Genomic DNA, 19,074 nt, shown 5'->3' with positions numbered 1-19,074 from the left:
TTAACCCCTTGCAATATTTTTCAACTTATTGATATTATTTTCCTCTCCTATAACAATAAGTGTATCATTTGATTGGATAATCACATTGGGACCAGGATTATAAATAAACTTTCCTTCTTTTGTATAAATTGCTATTACAATTATATTCAACTCCCGTCTAATAGGTGTTTCAGCAATTTTCGATCCGACTAATATTGAGCCATCTTCCACCTGAATTTCCTCCATTGCAAGGTTATACACACCTCTTTTTCCAACTATATCAATAAAATCCACAACATAAGGTCTTAATAACATCTGAACCATTCTGTGTCCACCAAGCTCATAGGGTTTTATAACCCTGTTAGCTCCAGCTTTAATAAGCTTTCTTTCACTCCCTTCATTTATTGCTCGAGTTACTATAAAAAGGTTTCTGTTCAAATCTCTGGCTGTCAGAGTTACAAAAATATTGTCTGCATCCTTTTCAACTACTGAAACCAGCCCTTTTGCCCTTTTTACACCTGATTCAATCAAAGTTTCATCATTTGTAGCATCACCTTCAATATAAAGATACCCTGACTCCTTGAGAGTCTCTTGCTGTTCCGGATTACTCTCTATAACAACAAAAGATGCTCCATTATTTTTCAGTTCTTTACAAATTTGCTTACCCATTCTTCCGAATCCACAAACTATATAATGATCTTTTAATTTTCTTATTTTTTCCATCATTCTTCTACTCCTGAAAAAATATTCTTCAATAAAATATTGAGTCGCTCTTCCTGCTGTATATGCTATTGCAGATATCCCAAATACTATTATCAAAATAGTGAATATTTTACCTGTATGACTAAGAGGATGAACCTCCTCAAAACCAGTTGTTGTAATTGAAATTATTGTCATATAAAATGAATCTATAAAATTCCACTTCTCTATTACAATGTAACCGATAGTTCCAAATACGATTACTCCAGTAAGAAAAATAATTGCAGCTTTTATATGCCTAAATGTATCTTTTTTTCTCATTTATAATTGAAGTTTAATCATTTCTTATCAATACATCAGCTATATCAATTTAATAGTAAACATTTTTATTGATTTTTTCCATAATAAGAAATAAAGTAGAATAACAAAAAATTAGGAGGTTGAAATGGTAAGAGGGTTATTAATAACGATAATAGCAATCACAGTTATAACTTTTGATAGTAGTATCTTGTTATCACAAAGTTTGGAAGAAAAATTAAGTGAGTTACTAGAAGACCATGCGAAATTATATCTACAACCTATTTTTAATGCATTTGGTAGTACCATCAATAGTGGATGGTATCATTCCGCAGGTACTCATAAGCTGTTTGGTTTCGACATAAGTATCAATACCTCAGCAATGGCAATCCCGGATAAGGATAAAATTTTTAAACTTGTGGCTCCCGATTTTACAACTACTCAACAGATTGGTGGTAGAGAATACACATTGAGTATAGATAGCGAGATACTATATCCAAATAGAGAAGCTCCAACAGTCTTTGGCTCCGAGAAGTGGGCGGAAATTAATAAAACAGATGATGTTGATGGCATCAAATCTTTATTAACGCTACAGCTGATAGATCAAGGTATGGACCAGGAAACAGCTAACTCCAGTACCACTCAAAATCAACTGAATAGCATTGTTAATAGTATACCAAACCTCACTTCACCTCCTGGATTTGACCTTAAGTATTTTTTACTTCCTATAGCACAAATAAGTGTTGGTATTGCAATTCCTATGTCACCGATAAAAGCGGAGGTAATAGCCCGGGGACTTCCGAAATTTGAATTAGAAGATATGGGAGAGGTAAATCTATTAGGATTTGGTGGGCGCCTACGTCTCGATCCTTTCATCCCTATTCCAATGTTTCCATTAAGAATCACAGCGGGAGGCTTTTTACAAAATATTAACATAGGAGATGTTCTAAAATCGCAGCACATCCATTATGGGTTAGCAGTAGGGAAAGATATAAATCTAATAACGTTTGGTTTTGGCATATACGCAGGTTACGGGCTGGAAAAATCAACATATGAAGTTAAATACAGCTACAGTGGAGAGGGTGATACCTCAAGTAACACTGAGTTCAAATCAGAGGGGGAAAATAAATCAAGAATAATAGCAGGTGTAAATCTTAGGCTTGCGTTAATCAATTTATCACTTCAATATTCTAAGAGCTATTATGATATATTAACCCTTGGCATTGGTTTATCAATAAGATAAAAACTTATTTTTATTATATAAATATGGTTATTATACTATGAGTAGAAAATGGTTTGGAACTATAATTGGCGGAGGAATAGGATGGGCACTTCTGGGTCCTCTTGGTGCTCTTATCGGCGCGTATATTGGCAGTATGTTTGACTCATCAAGTTCACCAAGAACAAAAGAATATTCTTACGATTACGATGTTTCTACTGATAATCAATTTCAAAAGTTTGGAGACACAAGAGCGGGGGACTTCGCAATCGCTATGCTATCACTTTTTGCATATATTACAAAAGCAGATAAGAAAACGCTTTCCTCCGAGGTACGCTATGTGAAAAAATTTCTAATTGAAAAGTTCGGAGTTGAAAACGCACAGGATCTATTATATCTATATAGAGAAATTTTGAACAAAAATTTCGATATAAAAGAAATTGCAAAACAGATAAGAAATTATATGGATTATTACTCAAGGCTTGAACTACTCCATGTACTATTTGGAATAGCTGGAGCAGACGGCGAATATCATCAATCAGAATTAAAAGCATTAGAGGAAATCGCTCTTGAACTTGGAATAACTGCCCAGGATTATAATTCTATCCGGTCGATGTTTGTAAAACAGGGGAATTATGCATATGAAATACTGGGGGTATGCCCCGAAGATGACATAGAAACGATTAAAAAGGCATACAGGGAAATGGCAAGTAAATACCATCCTGATAAAGTATCACATCTCGGACAGGAGTTCCAGAGGTTAGCCGAGGAAAAATTCAAACAAATTAATGAGGCATATCAACAAATAAGACAGATAAAAGGATTTTAGAAAAACAAAAGGGATAATAAAATGAAACGATACTTATCAATCTTTATAATTTTCATTTTATTACTTACAATCTTATATCCTGAAGAGGGGATGTTTACACTTGATAATATTCCCAAAAAAATCAAGGGGATAAAATTAAAGCCTGATGAGATTTTTAGCCCAACCGGTCCTTGTTTGGCGGATGCAGTAATAATAATTGGTGGTGGAACAGGCTCTTTCGTCTCGCCTGATGGGTTGATTTTAACAAATCATCATGTAGCATATCAAGCAATTCAGAAAAACTCATCACCAGAAAATAATTACTTAAGGGATGGCTTTTATGCCAGATCCTTAGAAGAAGAAATACCTGCTCCCGGATATGAAGCATATATTACAATAGATTTTAAAAATATAACTGATACAGTAAAATCTGTAATAAAATTCGAAGAATCCCTTCGGGAGAAAGATATGACCCCCGAGGAAAAAGCAAAAGCAATAGAAAAAAAGATTGCTGAAATAGAAAAAGCCTCGGAAAATGAAGAAGAAGGGATAATTGGGCAAGTTATATCTTTTCTTGACGGAATGGAATACTACTTATACAGATACTTAAAAATAAAAGATATCAGGTTAGTATATGCACCTCCATCGTCAATAGGTGTTTACGGTGGCGATATTGACAACTGGATGTGGCCAAGACATACAGGCGATTTTTCTTTCTTGAGAGCATATGTTGGACCTGATGGAAAACCTTCTGAATACTCCAAGGAGAACGTTCCGTTTAAACCAGAAAAATATTTAATAGTATCTTCGAAGGGTATAAAGAAAAACGACGCCGTATTTATTCTCGGATATCCTGGTTCAACAATGAGATATAGAACATCTAATTCGGTAGACTGGAACCAAAATTTCTCTTATCCTTTTAGGATCAGGCTTTTCAAAGATGTTATAGAAATTTTAGAGGATGAAAGTAAAAAAGGTGAAGATGTTGCAATAAAGCTGTCAGCGAGAATAAGAGGGCTAAATAATGCGTTGAAAAACAATCAGGGAATGGTTGACGGCTTTAAAAAATCAAAACTACTGGAAAGAAAAAAAACGCAGGAGGAAGAATTCAAACTATGGCTTAAAAAAAATCCCGATATCATTAAAGAGTATGGTAACCCTCTCGATCAAATTGAAAAGCTATACGCTGAATTAAAAAAAGGGGCAAAAAGAGATAACCTCATTCGGTATATGATTATGATACCCACAGTTCGCTATGCAACCACAATACAGAAGTGGAGCATTGAAAAAGAAAAACCAGAGGGGGAACGAAAACCACAATATATGGATTTTAGAATACCAAGAATAAAAAGGGAATTTGAAATTGGAGCAAAGGATTACTATTATCCTGCAGATAAAAGGCTTCTTGGTTACTTCTTTGAAAGATTACTCGAACTACCTGAGAATGAACAACCACAGTTTATAAAAAGACTATACACAGATAAAAGCAAGGCAAAAGAACAAATAAAAAAATTTATTGACAATGTTTTCAAAAAAACACAAATAACTAATCCTGAAATGTGGATAAAAATGTTCAATATGAATAAGGCTCAGCTTGATAGCCTTAATGACCCATTTATAGAATTTGCAAAAGAATTAAACAAAGAATTCGATAGAATTGAAAATAAAAACTATCGATTTAATGGAATGATAACAGAGTTAAGACCGAAATACTACAAGCTTTTAAAAAAGTGGAAGGGTAATGAAATGTATCCCGATGCCAATAGAACCATAAGATTTACTTATGGTTACATCAAGGGATACAAACCAAGGGATGCCGTTTTCTATGATTATATAACCTCATTAAGCGGTATCATAGAAAAACACACAGGGGAAGAACCATTTAATGCACCTGACAAGTTAATTAAGTTATGGGAAAACAAAAATTATGGTATCTATATGGATAAATATATTAATGACATACCCGTAAATTTCCTTGCCACCACCGATATAACCGGAGGTAATTCTGGGAGCCCTGTCTTAAACGGAAAAGGTGAGCTTGTAGGGTTAGCTTTTGATGGAAACTATGAATCTATGATAAGCGATTGGCAATATGATCTAAATCTTACAAGAACTATTGCTGTCGATATAAGATATGTACTATATATTCTCGAGAAATACGATTCTGCCAACAGGATACTGGAAGAATTAAATATAAAGTAGTAAATGTTCAATTATCTCAATCTAAAATTAAAAACAAAAATAATAAAACCATATATCATACATTTTCAAACAATAGACTCAACCAATACTTATTTATTAAATAATAATCACCTTGAAAATGGAACAGTAGTTCTTGCAGATTACCAGACATCCGGAAGGGGAAGAAGAGGCAGAAAATGGGAATCCAATCCTGAAGAATCATTACTTTTTTCTATACTATTACTAAAACATCCTGTAAATATAAATCTTATGGGATTTACTTTCGCATCTGCTGTAGGCGTAGCAAAGGGACTAATTAAGGTCCTTAAAAATCAGAAAATTTCTTTGAAATGGCCAAATGATGTATTGTTGAATGATAAAAAAGTATGCGGTATACTTGTCGAATCAAGGACAACCGGAAATAATTTGAATAAAGTAGTTATAGGAATTGGGATAAATATTAATCAACCGAGAAACTTTTTCACTGGAAACAGAAGATTTGGAACATCAATTTTAATTGAAACAGAGAAAATTCATGAAAGAATCATAATATTAAAAGGTGTTTTAAAGGAGCTCGACAGACAACTTAGATCGTTATTTAATTCAGGTTTAAAGTATACGATAGATGAATGGAAAAAATACTGCGACCATTTAGGAAAGACCATATCAATTAATGATGGACACAAATCACTAACAGGAATTCTTGAAAACATAGAAAATGATGGAGCAATCGTATTAAAATTTAATAATGGAGAGAAAAAAAGATTTATTTCTGGTGACGTTACTATTCATAAGGAAAGCATATATGCTACTGGCAATCGATATTGGTAATACAACTACAATTTTAGGAATATTCAAAAATGATAAATTAATTGAATGCTGGAGAATTGCCAGTACCCACACCAGAACAATAGATGAATCATGGCTCACAGTAAAATTATTATTCCATAACTCAAACATTAAGATCGGAGAAATAAAAGGCGTAATTATATCCTCAGTTGTCCCACAGCTAACTCATATTTTTCAGCTCATGTCAAAAAAGTATTTAAAAATTGAACCTGTTATTGTTACAAACACATTAAATCTGGAATTGAAAATATTATATAAAAATCCATCAGAGATTGGTGCAGACAGATTATGTAATGCTGTTGCAGGAAAACACCTGTACAAACCACCACTTATAATTGTAGACTTCGGTACAGCTACAACTTTTGATGTTTTGTCGCCAGAAGGAGACTATATTGGCGGCGTTATATGCCCTGGACTTGAAACAGCAGCAAATGACCTTATAAGAAGAGCAGCAAGATTATATAAAGTTGAATATATCTTCCCTGAAAAAATAATAGGTGATACTACCACACACGCAATGCAGTCTGGAATACTTTATGGACATATAACTATGATAGATGGAATCATAGAGAGAATTAAAGAAGAGTTAAAAATAAACAATTTCAATATAATCTCTACGGGCGGAATTGCAGATGAAGTATCAGATAAATCTAAATATATTCAAATCGTTGATCCTGATCTCACTCTAAAAGGGCTTAACATAATATACAAATTAAATAAGTGAAAATTCTTTTCATTCTAATATTAATAATACACATACCTACAATATATCCAGAAGAATTGGATACTATATCTGTTCTACAGGTTATTAAGACGCTTGTTAAAAATCAGGAAAAGGTTAACCTCTCATATGATGCAACAGCTACAATTACCTTTCATACAATTGAGGGTGATACAAAATCCGTAAGGAGAGTATACAGCAGATACTTCGTTGACAAGGGCAGAATAATAAAGGGGATAAGACTTAATACAGAAAACAAGAGGAAATCCCCAACCGATTTCCCACGTTATAAGGAGAACGATATACTACCACTTTTCAGTCCCCTGTCTTGGGATGCTATTCCTTACTACCATTTTTATTACCAAAAAGATACCACAATAAATGGTAATGAATGCATGACTGTTAAATACTTCCCTATAAAGAGGTCAAAAGACTTGAGCTTTGGATATGTATGGATATCGAAAAAAGATACTGATCTTGTGGCTCTCGAAATGACCGCATCAATTCCTTTTACTTTCACAGAATATTTTACAATGAAAATGTATTACATAAAGCTTGACTCGGTATGGGTACCTGATGAGATAAACACAGAATTACTAATAAATTTCCTTGGTATTTATAAAAGGATAGTAACATTTGATCAAAAAGTAATAAAAAGGTACATAAAATAACATATCCATTCTATTCTTCTCCTTATAATTAAAAATTGATATAAAAACTCAAAATATCAATTAAATTTTATCCAGGTTGTCAATATTATATATAAAAATTATATTAATTATATCATATTGTTTTTAAATTACCACTGTGTTTTGTTATAGATCAATAAATACGTATGTGCAACCTATTCAGTTAGAGTAGGTAGAACAATCAAGGAGGTTCTAAAATGGAATTCAAAGAGCTCGCATACAAATCAGCTGATGAAATGATATTCGGAAAATCACTACATCCTGTAAAATGCGGTTTTGGGATTGAAATAGGTAATGGAGCTGTATACCCAGAAATCAACTATACCTTACCAGCTATTGGGATGAAAAACGACAATAACAAAGAAATTTTAAAACAATATGAGGATATTGTCTCCGACATACTAAGTCGTGCTCACATACTCCAGACACCAGGCATAGTACTGGAATTTGAACATCCACCTCAGTTAACCATGAATGTAGAAATGGGAGCTCAGGTTACAAAGCTAACACTGGACTTAATGGAAAAATTCTATTGTGAGAAGGGATTAAACTCTGCCCTGAGAGTAACTGTATGCGATATAAGAGATCAGGAAAGACCTCCAAAAATCCGCACTGAAAATTATGTAAAAACATTATTTGATTCCTTTATCAAAAACGCTGAATCTGGAGCACATATGCTCTCAATTGAATCCATAGGAGGTAAGGAAGTAACAGATATAGCTATTATCGAAGCTGATATACCAGGACTGCTATTCGGTATAGGTATACTATCGTCAAAAGATATGCACTTTCTCTGGGAAAATATTGTAAAAATAGCCAAAGATAAGGGTTCAATACCAGCTGGAGATACCGCATGTGGCATCGCAAATACAGCAATGGTCCTTGCAGATAGAGGCTTTATACCAGTAACGCTTGCAGCAGTCATAAGAGCAATGACAGCTCCCAGATCATTGATAGCGTATGAAGAGGGTGCAATCGGTCCTTCAAAAGACTGTGCTTATGAGGGACCAGTTATAAAGGCTATCACTGGATTCCCTATATCAATGGAAGGAAAGTCTTCTGCATGTGCACATTTCAGTCACATGGGAAATATTGCAGCTGCGACTTGTGATCTGTGGAGCAATGAGTCTGTTCAAAATGTTCGTTTATTATCTGGATTTGCACCGGAAGTTTTTACTGAAATTTTAATATACGACTGTAGATTAATGAATGCAGCTTTAAAAGAGGGGCATGAAGTAACCTTAAAAAACCTGTTCATTAAAAGTGATGAAAATTTGAGCCCGCACGCATTTATAATTTCACCAGAAGCATCTTATGAAATCGCAAAAGCTATTATTTCAGAAAAGGATGATTTCAAACGCACACATTTAGCAGGACTAACCGCATGTGAACTATTAAATACAGCAATCGAATCAGGATATTTAAAGGTACCGGAAAGAGAAAAAGCATGGCTCGGTAGAATATGGAAAAAATTAGAGGAATACGATGAAAAGGAAAAAGTAATTGATGCTGCTATGTCCAGATACAAAGACAAAGTCTGTATAGAAGAATATGAATTATAAATTAAACTGACACATCCTATAAATTTTAAATAATCTATCATTCTCATCAAATGTCTTAATTATGGTACTCAATTTACCATCACACTGAATAGAATGTTGGAGAGTAAATATTTTTTAATTTTTTAATGTGGCTTTTATAATTTTTTTATAATAATATTTGCTCGACTGAATTATGAATACTTTACTATTTCTTATTACATGCATCATCTGGAGCACCACATGGGCAATGATAAAGATTGGGGTTGAAGAGACTCCAATTATGCTGGGACTGGGTTTAAGGTTTGTAATCGCAGGCTTATTTTTATATGTAATTATAAAAATAAAAAATCGAAAAATTCCATTCGATTCACAATTAATTAAACTATACCTTGTCTCTGGTCTTATAACAATGGCTTTTAGCTACTACTGTACCTATTATGGAACCAAATTTATACCAAGTGGATTATCTTCAATATTATGGACTACCTTACCCCTTTTCGTCGGTATTTTTTCTCACTTCATACTGCCAGGGGGCAAATTATCTTTCTGGAAATTTATATCTATTATTATTGCCATCGGAGGTACAAGCATTATATTATCAGACCAATCTCTTATTTTCAGCAAAGATTTACTTGTTGGAAGCCTAATTATACTTATCGGTGTAGTTGCTTCTGCCTGGCCGAATGTCTATTTAAAAATTCACAATGACTATGATTCACTTGTACTAACCTGCATGGCAATGTTAATTGCTGGCTTCATACACCTGATGGGGGCAACTATATCAAATCAATGGGACAAAATGGTTTGGGATTTTAAAAATCTCGGAGCTATCATATATCTGGGAATTCTCGGTTCAGCAATTGCCTTCTATATTTATTATACCTTACTACAAAGAATAAATGTAGTTAAGGTTACTTTTATAACTCTCATAGTACCAATATTCGCAACAATGGTTGGTTGGGCATTTCTCAAAGAGCGTGTTACAGTAAAAGAGATATTAGGTGGTATTATTATCCTTTTGGGTGTATTCTTATATGATTGGGATAAATATAAACTAATATTGATTCAAAACAAAAAATGAAAAAAGAAAAATCAAAAACAATATTTGTCTGCTCTGAGTGTGGCGCAATTTTCCATAAGTGGGTTGGAAAATGCACCGAGTGTGGAGCCTGGAATACCGTCAATGAGGAAGTTGGACCATCAAAATCAACTATTCGGACATCTTTTAAGTCAACACCCCAATATTATAAAATTAGCGAACTTACATCTGACAAACAATCACATATACCTACCGGAATAAACGAATTGGACCGGGTTATAGGCGGTGGCTTTATGAAAGGATCTGTAACCCTTCTTTCAGGGAATCCAGGTATAGGTAAATCAACCCTTGCCCTTCAGATTGCTGACTCACTTAAATCCTATAAAATATTATATATTTCAAGCGAAGAATCACCAGAACAGTTAAAAATCAGGGCTGAAAGACTAAATGTCATAAATGAAAACCTATACTTATCCGGTGAAAATCTACTTGATAACATATTATATATAATTGATTTAACAGAACCGGAAATGGTAATAATAGATTCCATCCAAACTATTTACTCTGAAGAATTCGAGAGCTCACCTGGGGGAGTATTGCAGACAAGAGAATGCACAACACGATTATTAAAAGTAACAAAAGAAAAAGGACTCTTGACAATATTAATTGGTCACATAACTAAAGAAGGTATCATTGCCGGTCCAAAAGTATTGGAGCATCTTGTGGATACTGTTATATTAATGGAGGGTGATCAGAACAATTTCTTTAGAATAATCCGATGTTTGAAAAATAGATTTGGACCTACCCGCGAAATTGGTATATTTGAAATGAAGGAAGGCGGATTAATACCGGTTCAGGATCCATCGCTCTTATTTATTTCCGAAAGAAGAAAAAATGCATCAGGCTCCACAATTGCAGTTAGTATTGAAGGAATGCGCCCATTGTTAATAGAAATACAGGCACTAATAGCGAAAAGTATATACCCAACACCCCAGAGAAATTCAAATGGTGTAGATTACAGAAGACTTACCATGCTGCTCGCGGTTATAGAAAAAAGGGCAAATATTCCAATTACTGCATTAGATATATTCATCAATATCGTCGGTGGTTTACGTATAGATGACCCAGCTTGTGATCTTGCAATTGTGACATCTATTCTATCAAGCTACTTTGATAAACCGGTTGATCCCGAAGCTGTCTTCATTGGCGAAGTAGGACTTGTAGGAGAAGTAAGATCTGTTAAAAATATGGAAACGAGGATAAATGAAGCAGCCAGACTCGGTTTTAAAAGAATATATATACCAAAAAAATTGAAATTACCCGATAAAAACATCACTTTGATAAAAATTGAATCTATTAATGAACTAATCCAAAATATATTTTCTTAATGGAATTCATTATAGAAAAACAATCAAAAAATACAAAAGCCCGTGCCTGCAGAATAATTACTGATCATGGTGAAATAAAAACTCCAACCTTCATGCCAGTTGGTACATATGGTGTGGTAAAAACACTTACGCCAGTGGAGCTGGAAAACGCAGATGCTCAAATCATTTTAGGGAATACGTATCATCTATACCTGAGGCCAGGCATTGAAATAATAAAAAAGGCAGAGGGATTGCATAGGTTTATATCCTGGCACAAACCAATATTAACAGACAGTGGTGGTTTCCAGGTATTTAGTCTATCGCATCTCAGCAAAATAAATGATAATGAGGTTATATTTCGCTCACATATAGACGGATCAGAGCATATCTTTAGTCCTGAAAAGTCTATTAGAATTCAGAGGGAACTTGGTCCGGACATTATAATGGCATTTGATGAGTGTACACCATATCCATGCGATTATGAGTATGCAGAGAAAGCACTGAAAAGAACCTATAACTGGGAAATAAGATCCTATGAGGAATTCATTAAAACAGAACCGCTTTATAATCATAAACAATATATTTTTGGTATAATTCAGGGAAGTGTATATGAGGATTTAAGACTGAGAAGTATCGAAGAGTTAACTAAAATAGACTTCGATGGTTTCGCTATTGGTGGTCTTGCTGTTGGTGAACCAAAGGAAACCATGTTTAATTTACTCAAAAAAATCACTCCTTTATTACCTGAATCAAAACCTAAATACCTGATGGGAGTTGGTAAACCAGAAGATATAGTCAGAGTGATTGATATGGGCATTGATATTTTTGATTGTGTACTCCCAACAAGAAACGCTCGAAATGGTACACTATACACACAGAGCGGTAGAGTAGTGTTAAAGCAATCTCGATATAAAGAAGACTTTAATCCTCCTGATCCCAATTGCAAATGCTATACATGCAAAAATTTTTCTAAAGCTTTTTTGAGACATCTTTTTATGATTGGAGATATGACTGGACTACGATTGAACACAATTCACAATATACATTATTTCCTTGAGCTGACAAAATCAGCCAGGCAGGCAATACTCGAAGACAGATTTGATCGCTGGAAGAAAAACTTCTTCAAAAATTATCCTGTCGAAAAAGATCACTATTTAGAAAATCAGAAAAGAAGGGAAGAGAGAAGGAAAAAACACATTAATGATATCCGCTGAGACACTTATAATAAAGAGCAATGTACCTTTTCGCAGCTCTTTCCCAGGAAAAATTTTTTCTCATAGCTCTTTTCGAAACGTCTATTAGCAACTCTTTATTTTTATAAAGATCAATAGCCCTTTTAATCGCTTGTATAAGCGCTTTCTCAGTATATTCTCTAAAGACAATCCCTGTGCCATTTTTGTTATTAATATCCAATACTGTATCTGCCAGACCACCTGTCTTTCTCACTATTGGAATTGTCCCATACTTCATACTTATCATCTGGGTTATACCACATGGTTCATACAAGGATGGCACCAAAAAATAATCACACGATGCATAAATTTTATGTGCAAGTTCATTATTAAAACCGAACTCGCAATAAAACCTTCCCATATACTTTTCAGTGCAAAGCTTAATTTCAGCCTCATAACTCTGATCACCCTGACCAAGTAGCGCCATACCACAGCCAGATTCAAAAACAACTGGCATTGCTTTTATAAGAATATCTATACCCTTTTGCAACACAAGACGAGATACAATGCCAAAAAGAGGTCTATTTATTAAAGCCTTTTCGAACCCAAACTCAGACAAAAATTGTTCTTTATTCTTATTTTTAAATCCTATCTCATTAATAGAATACTTATAATAAATAAAATTATCTCTCGCAGGATTCCATTCCTCATAATCTACACCATTTAACACACCATACAAATTTTTTTTATGTTTAACAAATATTTCTCTCATTCCGCTACTGATCTCATCACTTAACATAATTTCTCTTGCATGAGTTGGACTTACAGTAGTGATCAAATCTGAATGTATAACTGCGGTTTTCATCGGATTAATTTTACCTCCCCAGTATAAATCTCCATTTTCCTCAAAGTATACATCAGGTAAATCGAATATCTCTTTATTTCCAATATCCGTTATTCCCTGATATCCTATATTATGAATTGTAAACACAGTTTTTGCTTTTAAATGACCACATTTTAGTTTTTTATATAAAGGCAATAATGCGACATGGTTATCGTGACAATGTATAATATCTACATCCTTTAAATATCCATTTATAAATTCAATCGCTGCTTTTTGGAAAAATACAAATCTGCGGGTATAATTTTTAAGAGGAGATCCATCCAATTCTGTATAAACCCCACCACTATTAAGCAAGTTCTCATTGTAAATAAAAAAAATCAAATATTTTTCGTTACATTTATATTCAAAAACTTTAAAGGTATATTTTTCATCTCCTAACGTGACATATGAATCCAGATTTATATCATTAAGCTTATATTTGTTTTTTAATATAAAACCATATAATGGAGTGATGATATAAACTATATTTCCTAATCGATTCTGTGCCTTTGGTAATGATCCTAATACATCTCCGAGCCCACCAACCTTAGAAAAGGGAGCAACTTCTGCAGCAATATGAATAATTTTCATTCAATCAAACCACACCAATATTCAAAATCTATATTCTCAAAAACAAAATCATTCTTCTCAACCGTCTTCAAATATCTTTCTTCCTGCTCTGACAACTTACCATTCTTTCTATAATTATCAAGAATACCTTTCAATCTCCTAATACACTCCGCATGGTACGCTACTCGATTCTCAGCATAATCACGTGCACTCCATGTACTAATTAAAAACTGCCAGTCTGAACTCTCAAGTAGCAATAGTTCCCGTGTCATCTGGTTTAAAATTCTTGTAAGAGTTTTATCTTTAGTACCTTTAAACTCATCAGCCAGAGAAATAATCAAATCCTCAGCTTTATATATTTTTTTCCATGTCCATTCCGTCCACTCATTAAGCCATATATAATGAAATCTCCCCTGACCCCATGACCCTTCTGGTAACGAAACAACTTTTTGAGGAGGATTTTTTTCTAAATGCTCTGCCAGTGTAATAGCTTTATAATCTCTCTTCTTATTCAACTTTTTTAATACCTTACCGAGCCATCTTATGCCTTCAAACCACCAATGACCAAATAATTCTGCGTCAAATGGGCATACCATTACGCCGGTTCTCCCAGAGCTTGTATTATATTCACTTAGATATTTCTCTACAAGACTTACAAAATGATCAGAATGACTCTCAAGAGCGTCTTCTACATCAGGCGGATAATATTCCATCTTATCGGCAAGATCAGATTCATTACTTGTTACTTTCCAGTATCTCAGACCACCAGGAAAATGCTTCTTATGGAATTCTAGATATCGACCATCGCCAGGATATCCCCACTTTCCACTCCATACTTGCATGCTAGACTCTTCGTGTCTTCCGTAGACAACAACACCTCTTTCTGTACCAGTACTTGAAACAAAATAGTTCTCAAATATTGTCCTTTCCTCAGCAACTTCATGATATTGTGATCTAAATTGACTCCATAAATGCTTTAATGCCTCAAATCTATCGATATAAACACCTTTAGTCTCACCCCCCATAATCAGAGCTTTGTCAGCAATAAAATACTTAATACCGTATTTATATAAAAATTCTTCTACACCTTTTCTATCAAATTCCTTTTCGTAACCTTTTATAGGTGACTTCCAACGATAACTTGGCCTATATGCACACTCCGGCAACCATATACCAATAGGATCTTTCCCAAAATGTTTTTTATAAGTTTCAACACCTATTCTAATTTGTGCATCGACTGCTTCCTCAGCGCCTAAAAGTGGAATATAGCCATGAGTAGCAGTACAAGTAATAATTTCTATATATCCTTCATCCTGAAGGCTTCTAAACGCAGAAATTAGGTCCCTCTTATAAATCTGTTCAAACTCCTCAAGCTCTGTTGTATAAAAATCATACCACATCTGAGCTATCTGAGCCATAAGTTTTCTTCCTGTCCGAGAGAATTCCTCCTTATTTTGCTCTGAGATTTCTATCCTTTTTTTAATATATCTTACAAGACCTCCTTTAAATTTCTCTGAAGCCAACTGTTCAGCAAGTATTGGGGTAATCCCTATAGTGATATTAGGCTTAATCCCCTCTGAAATTAGATTGTTGAATTCATTTAAAAGTGGAATGTATGTTTCGCAGGTTGCTTCATACAGCCAATCTGTACCATGTGGCCATTCTCCGTGATTTATCACATATGGTATATGACTGTGTAAAACAAAAGCTAAGTACCCCTTCATCTCTATCCCCTCGACTTAAAAATTAGCGTTTTGCTATAATTTAACTCTACTAAATCAACTAAGGAAGGTTAAAAATTGAGAGTTCGTAGATTATTCTTGTTTTTTCATTAGGTTCCAAATTCATTTCTATCCATGGAATAACTGCAGAGCTTTGATATATCCTTTCAAATCCCGATTCTGAAATTGAAACGGTTTCAACAGGAAATATCCAGAACTCCATGGAATTTTCCACACTCAAATGTATAGAAAACTTTCTCTCTTCATCAATGATTGAAACTTTCCTAAGCTGTTCTTTAATCCCTTGAAAATTCAACCCTACTTTATCTACCTGTCCGTCTTTTGTCACGTAATACACATCGCCAGTTTTTCTTGACATAGCAAAATTAAACTCAGGTCCAAATTTAAAGCTGTTTTCGCTATCATCTATATTTTTTAGATCATAACATATCTTTATATTATCAGTACCTATTGTAATTATCTTTTTTATCCTGAATTTTTTCCTATTTACCAACCCATTGCAAACCATCGTAATAGTTGAGCCCTTACAAACAGCATCGAATCTCCCATTTATAAAACTACTATCCTCGTAATAACTACCCCTGGTAAAATCCTCAATATTTACATCTGGTTTTATAAAATGGTCTATTAAGATTTTACGTAAGTATTTATCATAAGACAAATATTTATCAATGTTCTTCTCTTTTGACACAACCATATCATGTATGCTTCCTTTAATTTCACTCTCTTCTACTAACTTGGCTTTTCTCAATTTACTATGGTATGCTTCCCGATATCTTGACATAGTGTTAAGGAGGTTTATCTTTTTATCTAAAATAGAAAACTCTTCAATTATTCCCCCCTTTGCAGGTGAAAAAGCCAGGGATAATTTCCCATTATTAAATAAAATTTCATCAAAACCATCACAGTCTATATCGATTGATTTAAATTTACCAACATTATCCTGATCTAAATTGACAAGCAGTTTCTCACATGTTAGTAACTCTCTATAAATAGCATCTCTTAGATGGGGTAAATATAAACCTCCGAATATACCATGCCAGTAAGCACAGTTACACATTCCTCTCCAGAGGTGCTTTCTTGCCTCTCTTAGCTTACTGGCTCTATATTTAGAATTTTTTTTATTCATACATTCCTGTATATTATTCGATAAATAAAATAATTTCTTTTGCATCCAGTTTGATTCAGCATATTTTGAAAGAAAATTTCTCCACATACCACCCTTTAAAAATGGAACTAATTCTTCAAAGCGACCATTATTTTTAAATTCTTCGATCAAATCCCCAAATTTTTCTCCGGCTTCCCATGTCAGTGACCATTCACTCATTTCAAAATATGATGCTGTTGGTAAATACACTCTGCCCTTTGGTGGATAATTATTAAAATATTCTGAGAACGTTTTAGTTTTTAACCAATCAGTGTTATCTATTATAGCTTGGAAAAATCTTCTTAACCATTTCTCCTCATAAGAGGTTTGATAAGTACCTGGCCAGACTCCAAACTTTTCTCCATCATCAGCCATTACTATCGCATTATTTCCATCTTCTGTAGCATATTTTCTCAGATATTCAATAGTATACTCAGGCTCTTTGAAAGGAATAGCATACCTCAAATCCTGACTAATTGGAAATATACCCAGCTTTCTACCCTGATGCTCGGTAAGAAAATAACCTGTTAATTTCTCTTTGTTATACCCATTACTTATAAAATGATAATCATCTACTGCAATATATTTAATCCCGGATTCTGATATAGGTTTTGCAAGATGAGGCTCCCAGACTCTTTCGGTAAGCCATAACCCTTCAGGTATATATTTAAACCTACTTTTGATATATTTATTTAGCATTAAAATCTGACCAACTATATCACTCTCAGGGATCATCGCGAGGATTGGCTCATAGAAGCCACCCGATAATATCTCCACATTACCCCTTGAAACAACGGAAACTATTTTATCTATGAATTCAGGATGCCGTTCTTCAATCCATTCAAGTAAACAACCACTATAATGAAGACTTATATGTATTTCAGGAAACTCCTCAAGAGTTTCTATGAATGGAAGATAACATTGCCGGTAGGCATCCTCGAATACATATTCGAAGTTACCTACCGGCTGATGATTGTGTACTCCAAATATAAAATTTATTGTCTTCAATATTGATAGTGTCCGATTATAACATACTCGCTAACTTCTCTGTCAACTCAACAACTCTGCAGGAATATCCATATTCATTATCATACCATCCAGAAATCTTCACCATCCCAGTCTCAAGAACCATAGTCAGATTAGCATCAAATACACAAGAATAAGGATTCCCGATTATATCAGATGATACTAATGGATCCTCAGTATACTGCAGGATACCTTTTAAATCTGTCTCAGAAGCTTTTTTCATAGCCTTGTTAATCTCATCGATGGTTACACTTTTTTCAACTTCAAGTATTAGATCAACAACCGAGGCGTCTGGCACAGGTACTCTGTAAGCAACACCATCCATCTTGCCCTTCAGTGCAGGTATAACCTTCCCGATTGCCCTCGCTGCACCAGTTGTAGTCGGCACGGTTGACATTGCAGCCGCCCTTGCTCTTCTTAGGTCCTTATGTGGAGCATCAAGTAGCCTCTGATCCATTGTGTATGCATGAATTGTTATTAAAAAACCCTGCTTAATACCAAAATTATCATTCATTACTTTTGCCATAGGTGCTGCACAGTTTGTTGTGCAAGAAGCATTAGATACGATCTGCTCTTTACCAGTCAATACATCATCATTGACTCCAAGAACTACTGTAGCATCAATCTCATCTTTGGCAGGAACCGTCAAAACTACCTTTTTCGCACCTGCCACCAAATGGGCTGCAATCTGCTCCCTTTTTCTAAATACACCAGTTGATTCAATAGCGATATCTACGCCAAGCTCTTTCCAGGGAAGTTTTGAAGGGTCTTTTTCAGAAAGCACTTTAATTTTTTTACCATCAACTACCAGATTTTCTCCATCGGCATAAACTTCACCCGGAAACTCCCTATGCACCGAATCATATTTCAATAAAACTGCAAGTGTCGATGCATCAATAAGATCATTGACTGCGACAACATCAATATCCTTCCCCGTATTTTTCATTGCTCTTAAAATACATCTCCCTATTCTTCCGAAACCATTAATACCTACTTTTACAGACATTTTTAACCTCCTCTATTTGTATCTTAAACTATCAATTAAAGCACAAAATATAGTTTTTTTAACTATTATATACAAATATCATTTACAGTTTATAGAATTCACTAAATTTACCACATAACGAATTTATCTTTTACATCAA

At 34.2% G+C, this 19,074-nt stretch carries 15 protein-coding genes; 10 read left to right on the top strand and 5 right to left on the bottom strand.

Annotated features, from left to right (window positions below; genetic code table 11):
* The gene (locus tag H0Z29_01905; GenBank protein MBO8130254.1) at positions 1-999 is read right to left on the bottom strand and encodes a potassium channel protein; all 999 of its coding nucleotides are present in this window, start codon (positions 997-999) and stop codon (positions 1-3) included.
* Between the two features lie 124 nt (positions 1,000-1,123).
* On the opposite strand from H0Z29_01905, the gene H0Z29_01900 reads away from it, so the two are divergent.
* The 10 genes from H0Z29_01900 (at position 1,124) to tgt (ending at position 12,603) form a co-directional block, all read left to right on the top strand.
* Entirely contained in the window at positions 1,124-2,218 is a 1,095-nt protein-coding gene (locus tag H0Z29_01900) for a hypothetical protein (protein ID MBO8130253.1), read from the top strand.
* 37 nt (positions 2,219-2,255) lie between these two features.
* A complete protein-coding gene (locus H0Z29_01895; protein MBO8130252.1) occupies positions 2,256-3,023 on the top strand; it encodes a TerB family tellurite resistance protein in 768 nt (255 codons plus the stop codon).
* A gap of 21 nt (positions 3,024-3,044) precedes the next feature.
* Complete coding sequence (locus H0Z29_01890; protein MBO8130251.1) at positions 3,045-5,204, top strand: S46 family peptidase; 2,160 nt, start codon at positions 3,045-3,047, stop codon at positions 5,202-5,204.
* Positions 5,205-5,207: 3 nt separating this feature from the next.
* The gene (locus H0Z29_01885; GenBank protein MBO8130250.1) at positions 5,208-6,014 is read left to right on the top strand and encodes a biotin--[acetyl-CoA-carboxylase] ligase; all 807 of its coding nucleotides are present in this window, start codon (positions 5,208-5,210) and stop codon (positions 6,012-6,014) included.
* The gene (locus H0Z29_01880; GenBank protein MBO8130249.1) at positions 5,989-6,756 is read left to right on the top strand and encodes a type III pantothenate kinase; all 768 of its coding nucleotides are present in this window, start codon (positions 5,989-5,991) and stop codon (positions 6,754-6,756) included. Before H0Z29_01885 ends, H0Z29_01880 begins: the two co-directional genes overlap by 26 nt.
* Positions 6,753-7,424 (top strand): hypothetical protein, encoded by a 672-nt coding sequence (locus H0Z29_01875; GenBank protein MBO8130248.1) that lies wholly within the window; start codon positions 6,753-6,755, stop codon positions 7,422-7,424. Before H0Z29_01880 ends, H0Z29_01875 begins: the two co-directional genes overlap by 4 nt.
* A gap of 215 nt (positions 7,425-7,639) precedes the next feature.
* Complete coding sequence (locus H0Z29_01870; GenBank protein MBO8130247.1) at positions 7,640-9,004, top strand: hypothetical protein; 1,365 nt, start codon at positions 7,640-7,642, stop codon at positions 9,002-9,004.
* Positions 9,005-9,176: 172 nt separating this feature from the next.
* Positions 9,177-10,064, top strand: coding sequence for a DMT family transporter (locus H0Z29_01865; GenBank protein ID MBO8130246.1), 888 nt, complete (start codon positions 9,177-9,179; stop codon positions 10,062-10,064).
* Complete coding sequence (radA, locus tag H0Z29_01860; protein MBO8130245.1) at positions 10,061-11,410, top strand: DNA repair protein RadA; 1,350 nt, start codon at positions 10,061-10,063, stop codon at positions 11,408-11,410. The genes H0Z29_01865 and radA overlap by 4 nt, the downstream gene beginning before the upstream one ends.
* On the top strand, positions 11,410-12,603 hold the full coding sequence (tgt, locus tag H0Z29_01855; GenBank protein MBO8130244.1) for a tRNA guanosine(34) transglycosylase Tgt: 1,194 nt from the start codon (positions 11,410-11,412) through the stop codon (positions 12,601-12,603). Before radA ends, tgt begins: the two co-directional genes overlap by 1 nt.
* Here tgt and H0Z29_01850 read toward each other — a convergent pair.
* From H0Z29_01850 to gap, 4 genes are read right to left on the bottom strand one after another with little or no spacing between them, the layout of a single operon-like run.
* Positions 12,587-14,035: a glycogen synthase gene (locus tag H0Z29_01850; GenBank protein ID MBO8130243.1), complete on the bottom strand. Its 1,449-nt coding sequence runs from the start codon at positions 14,033-14,035 to the stop codon at positions 12,587-12,589. The genes tgt and H0Z29_01850 overlap by 17 nt on opposite strands.
* Entirely contained in the window at positions 14,032-15,738 is a 1,707-nt protein-coding gene (locus H0Z29_01845; GenBank protein MBO8130242.1) for a DUF1957 domain-containing protein, read from the bottom strand. Before H0Z29_01845 ends, H0Z29_01850 begins: the two co-directional genes overlap by 4 nt.
* A 58-nt stretch (positions 15,739-15,796) precedes the next feature.
* Positions 15,797-17,911 carry a DUF1926 domain-containing protein gene (locus H0Z29_01840; protein MBO8130241.1) on the bottom strand — a complete coding sequence of 705 codons (2,115 nt, stop codon included), beginning with the start codon at positions 17,909-17,911 and terminating at the stop codon, positions 15,797-15,799.
* A 16-nt stretch (positions 17,912-17,927) separates the two neighbouring features.
* On the bottom strand, positions 17,928-18,935 hold the full coding sequence (gene gap, locus H0Z29_01835; GenBank protein ID MBO8130240.1) for a type I glyceraldehyde-3-phosphate dehydrogenase: 1,008 nt from the start codon (positions 18,933-18,935) through the stop codon (positions 17,928-17,930).
* Positions 18,936-19,074 lie beyond the last annotated feature (139 nt).

The sequence above is a fragment of the Candidatus Neomarinimicrobiota bacterium genome (assembly GCA_017656425.1).
GTDB lineage: Bacteria > Fidelibacterota > UBA2242 > UBA2242 > B5-G15 > JACDNV01.
This window is presented reverse-complemented; position numbering and strand designations above follow the sequence as displayed.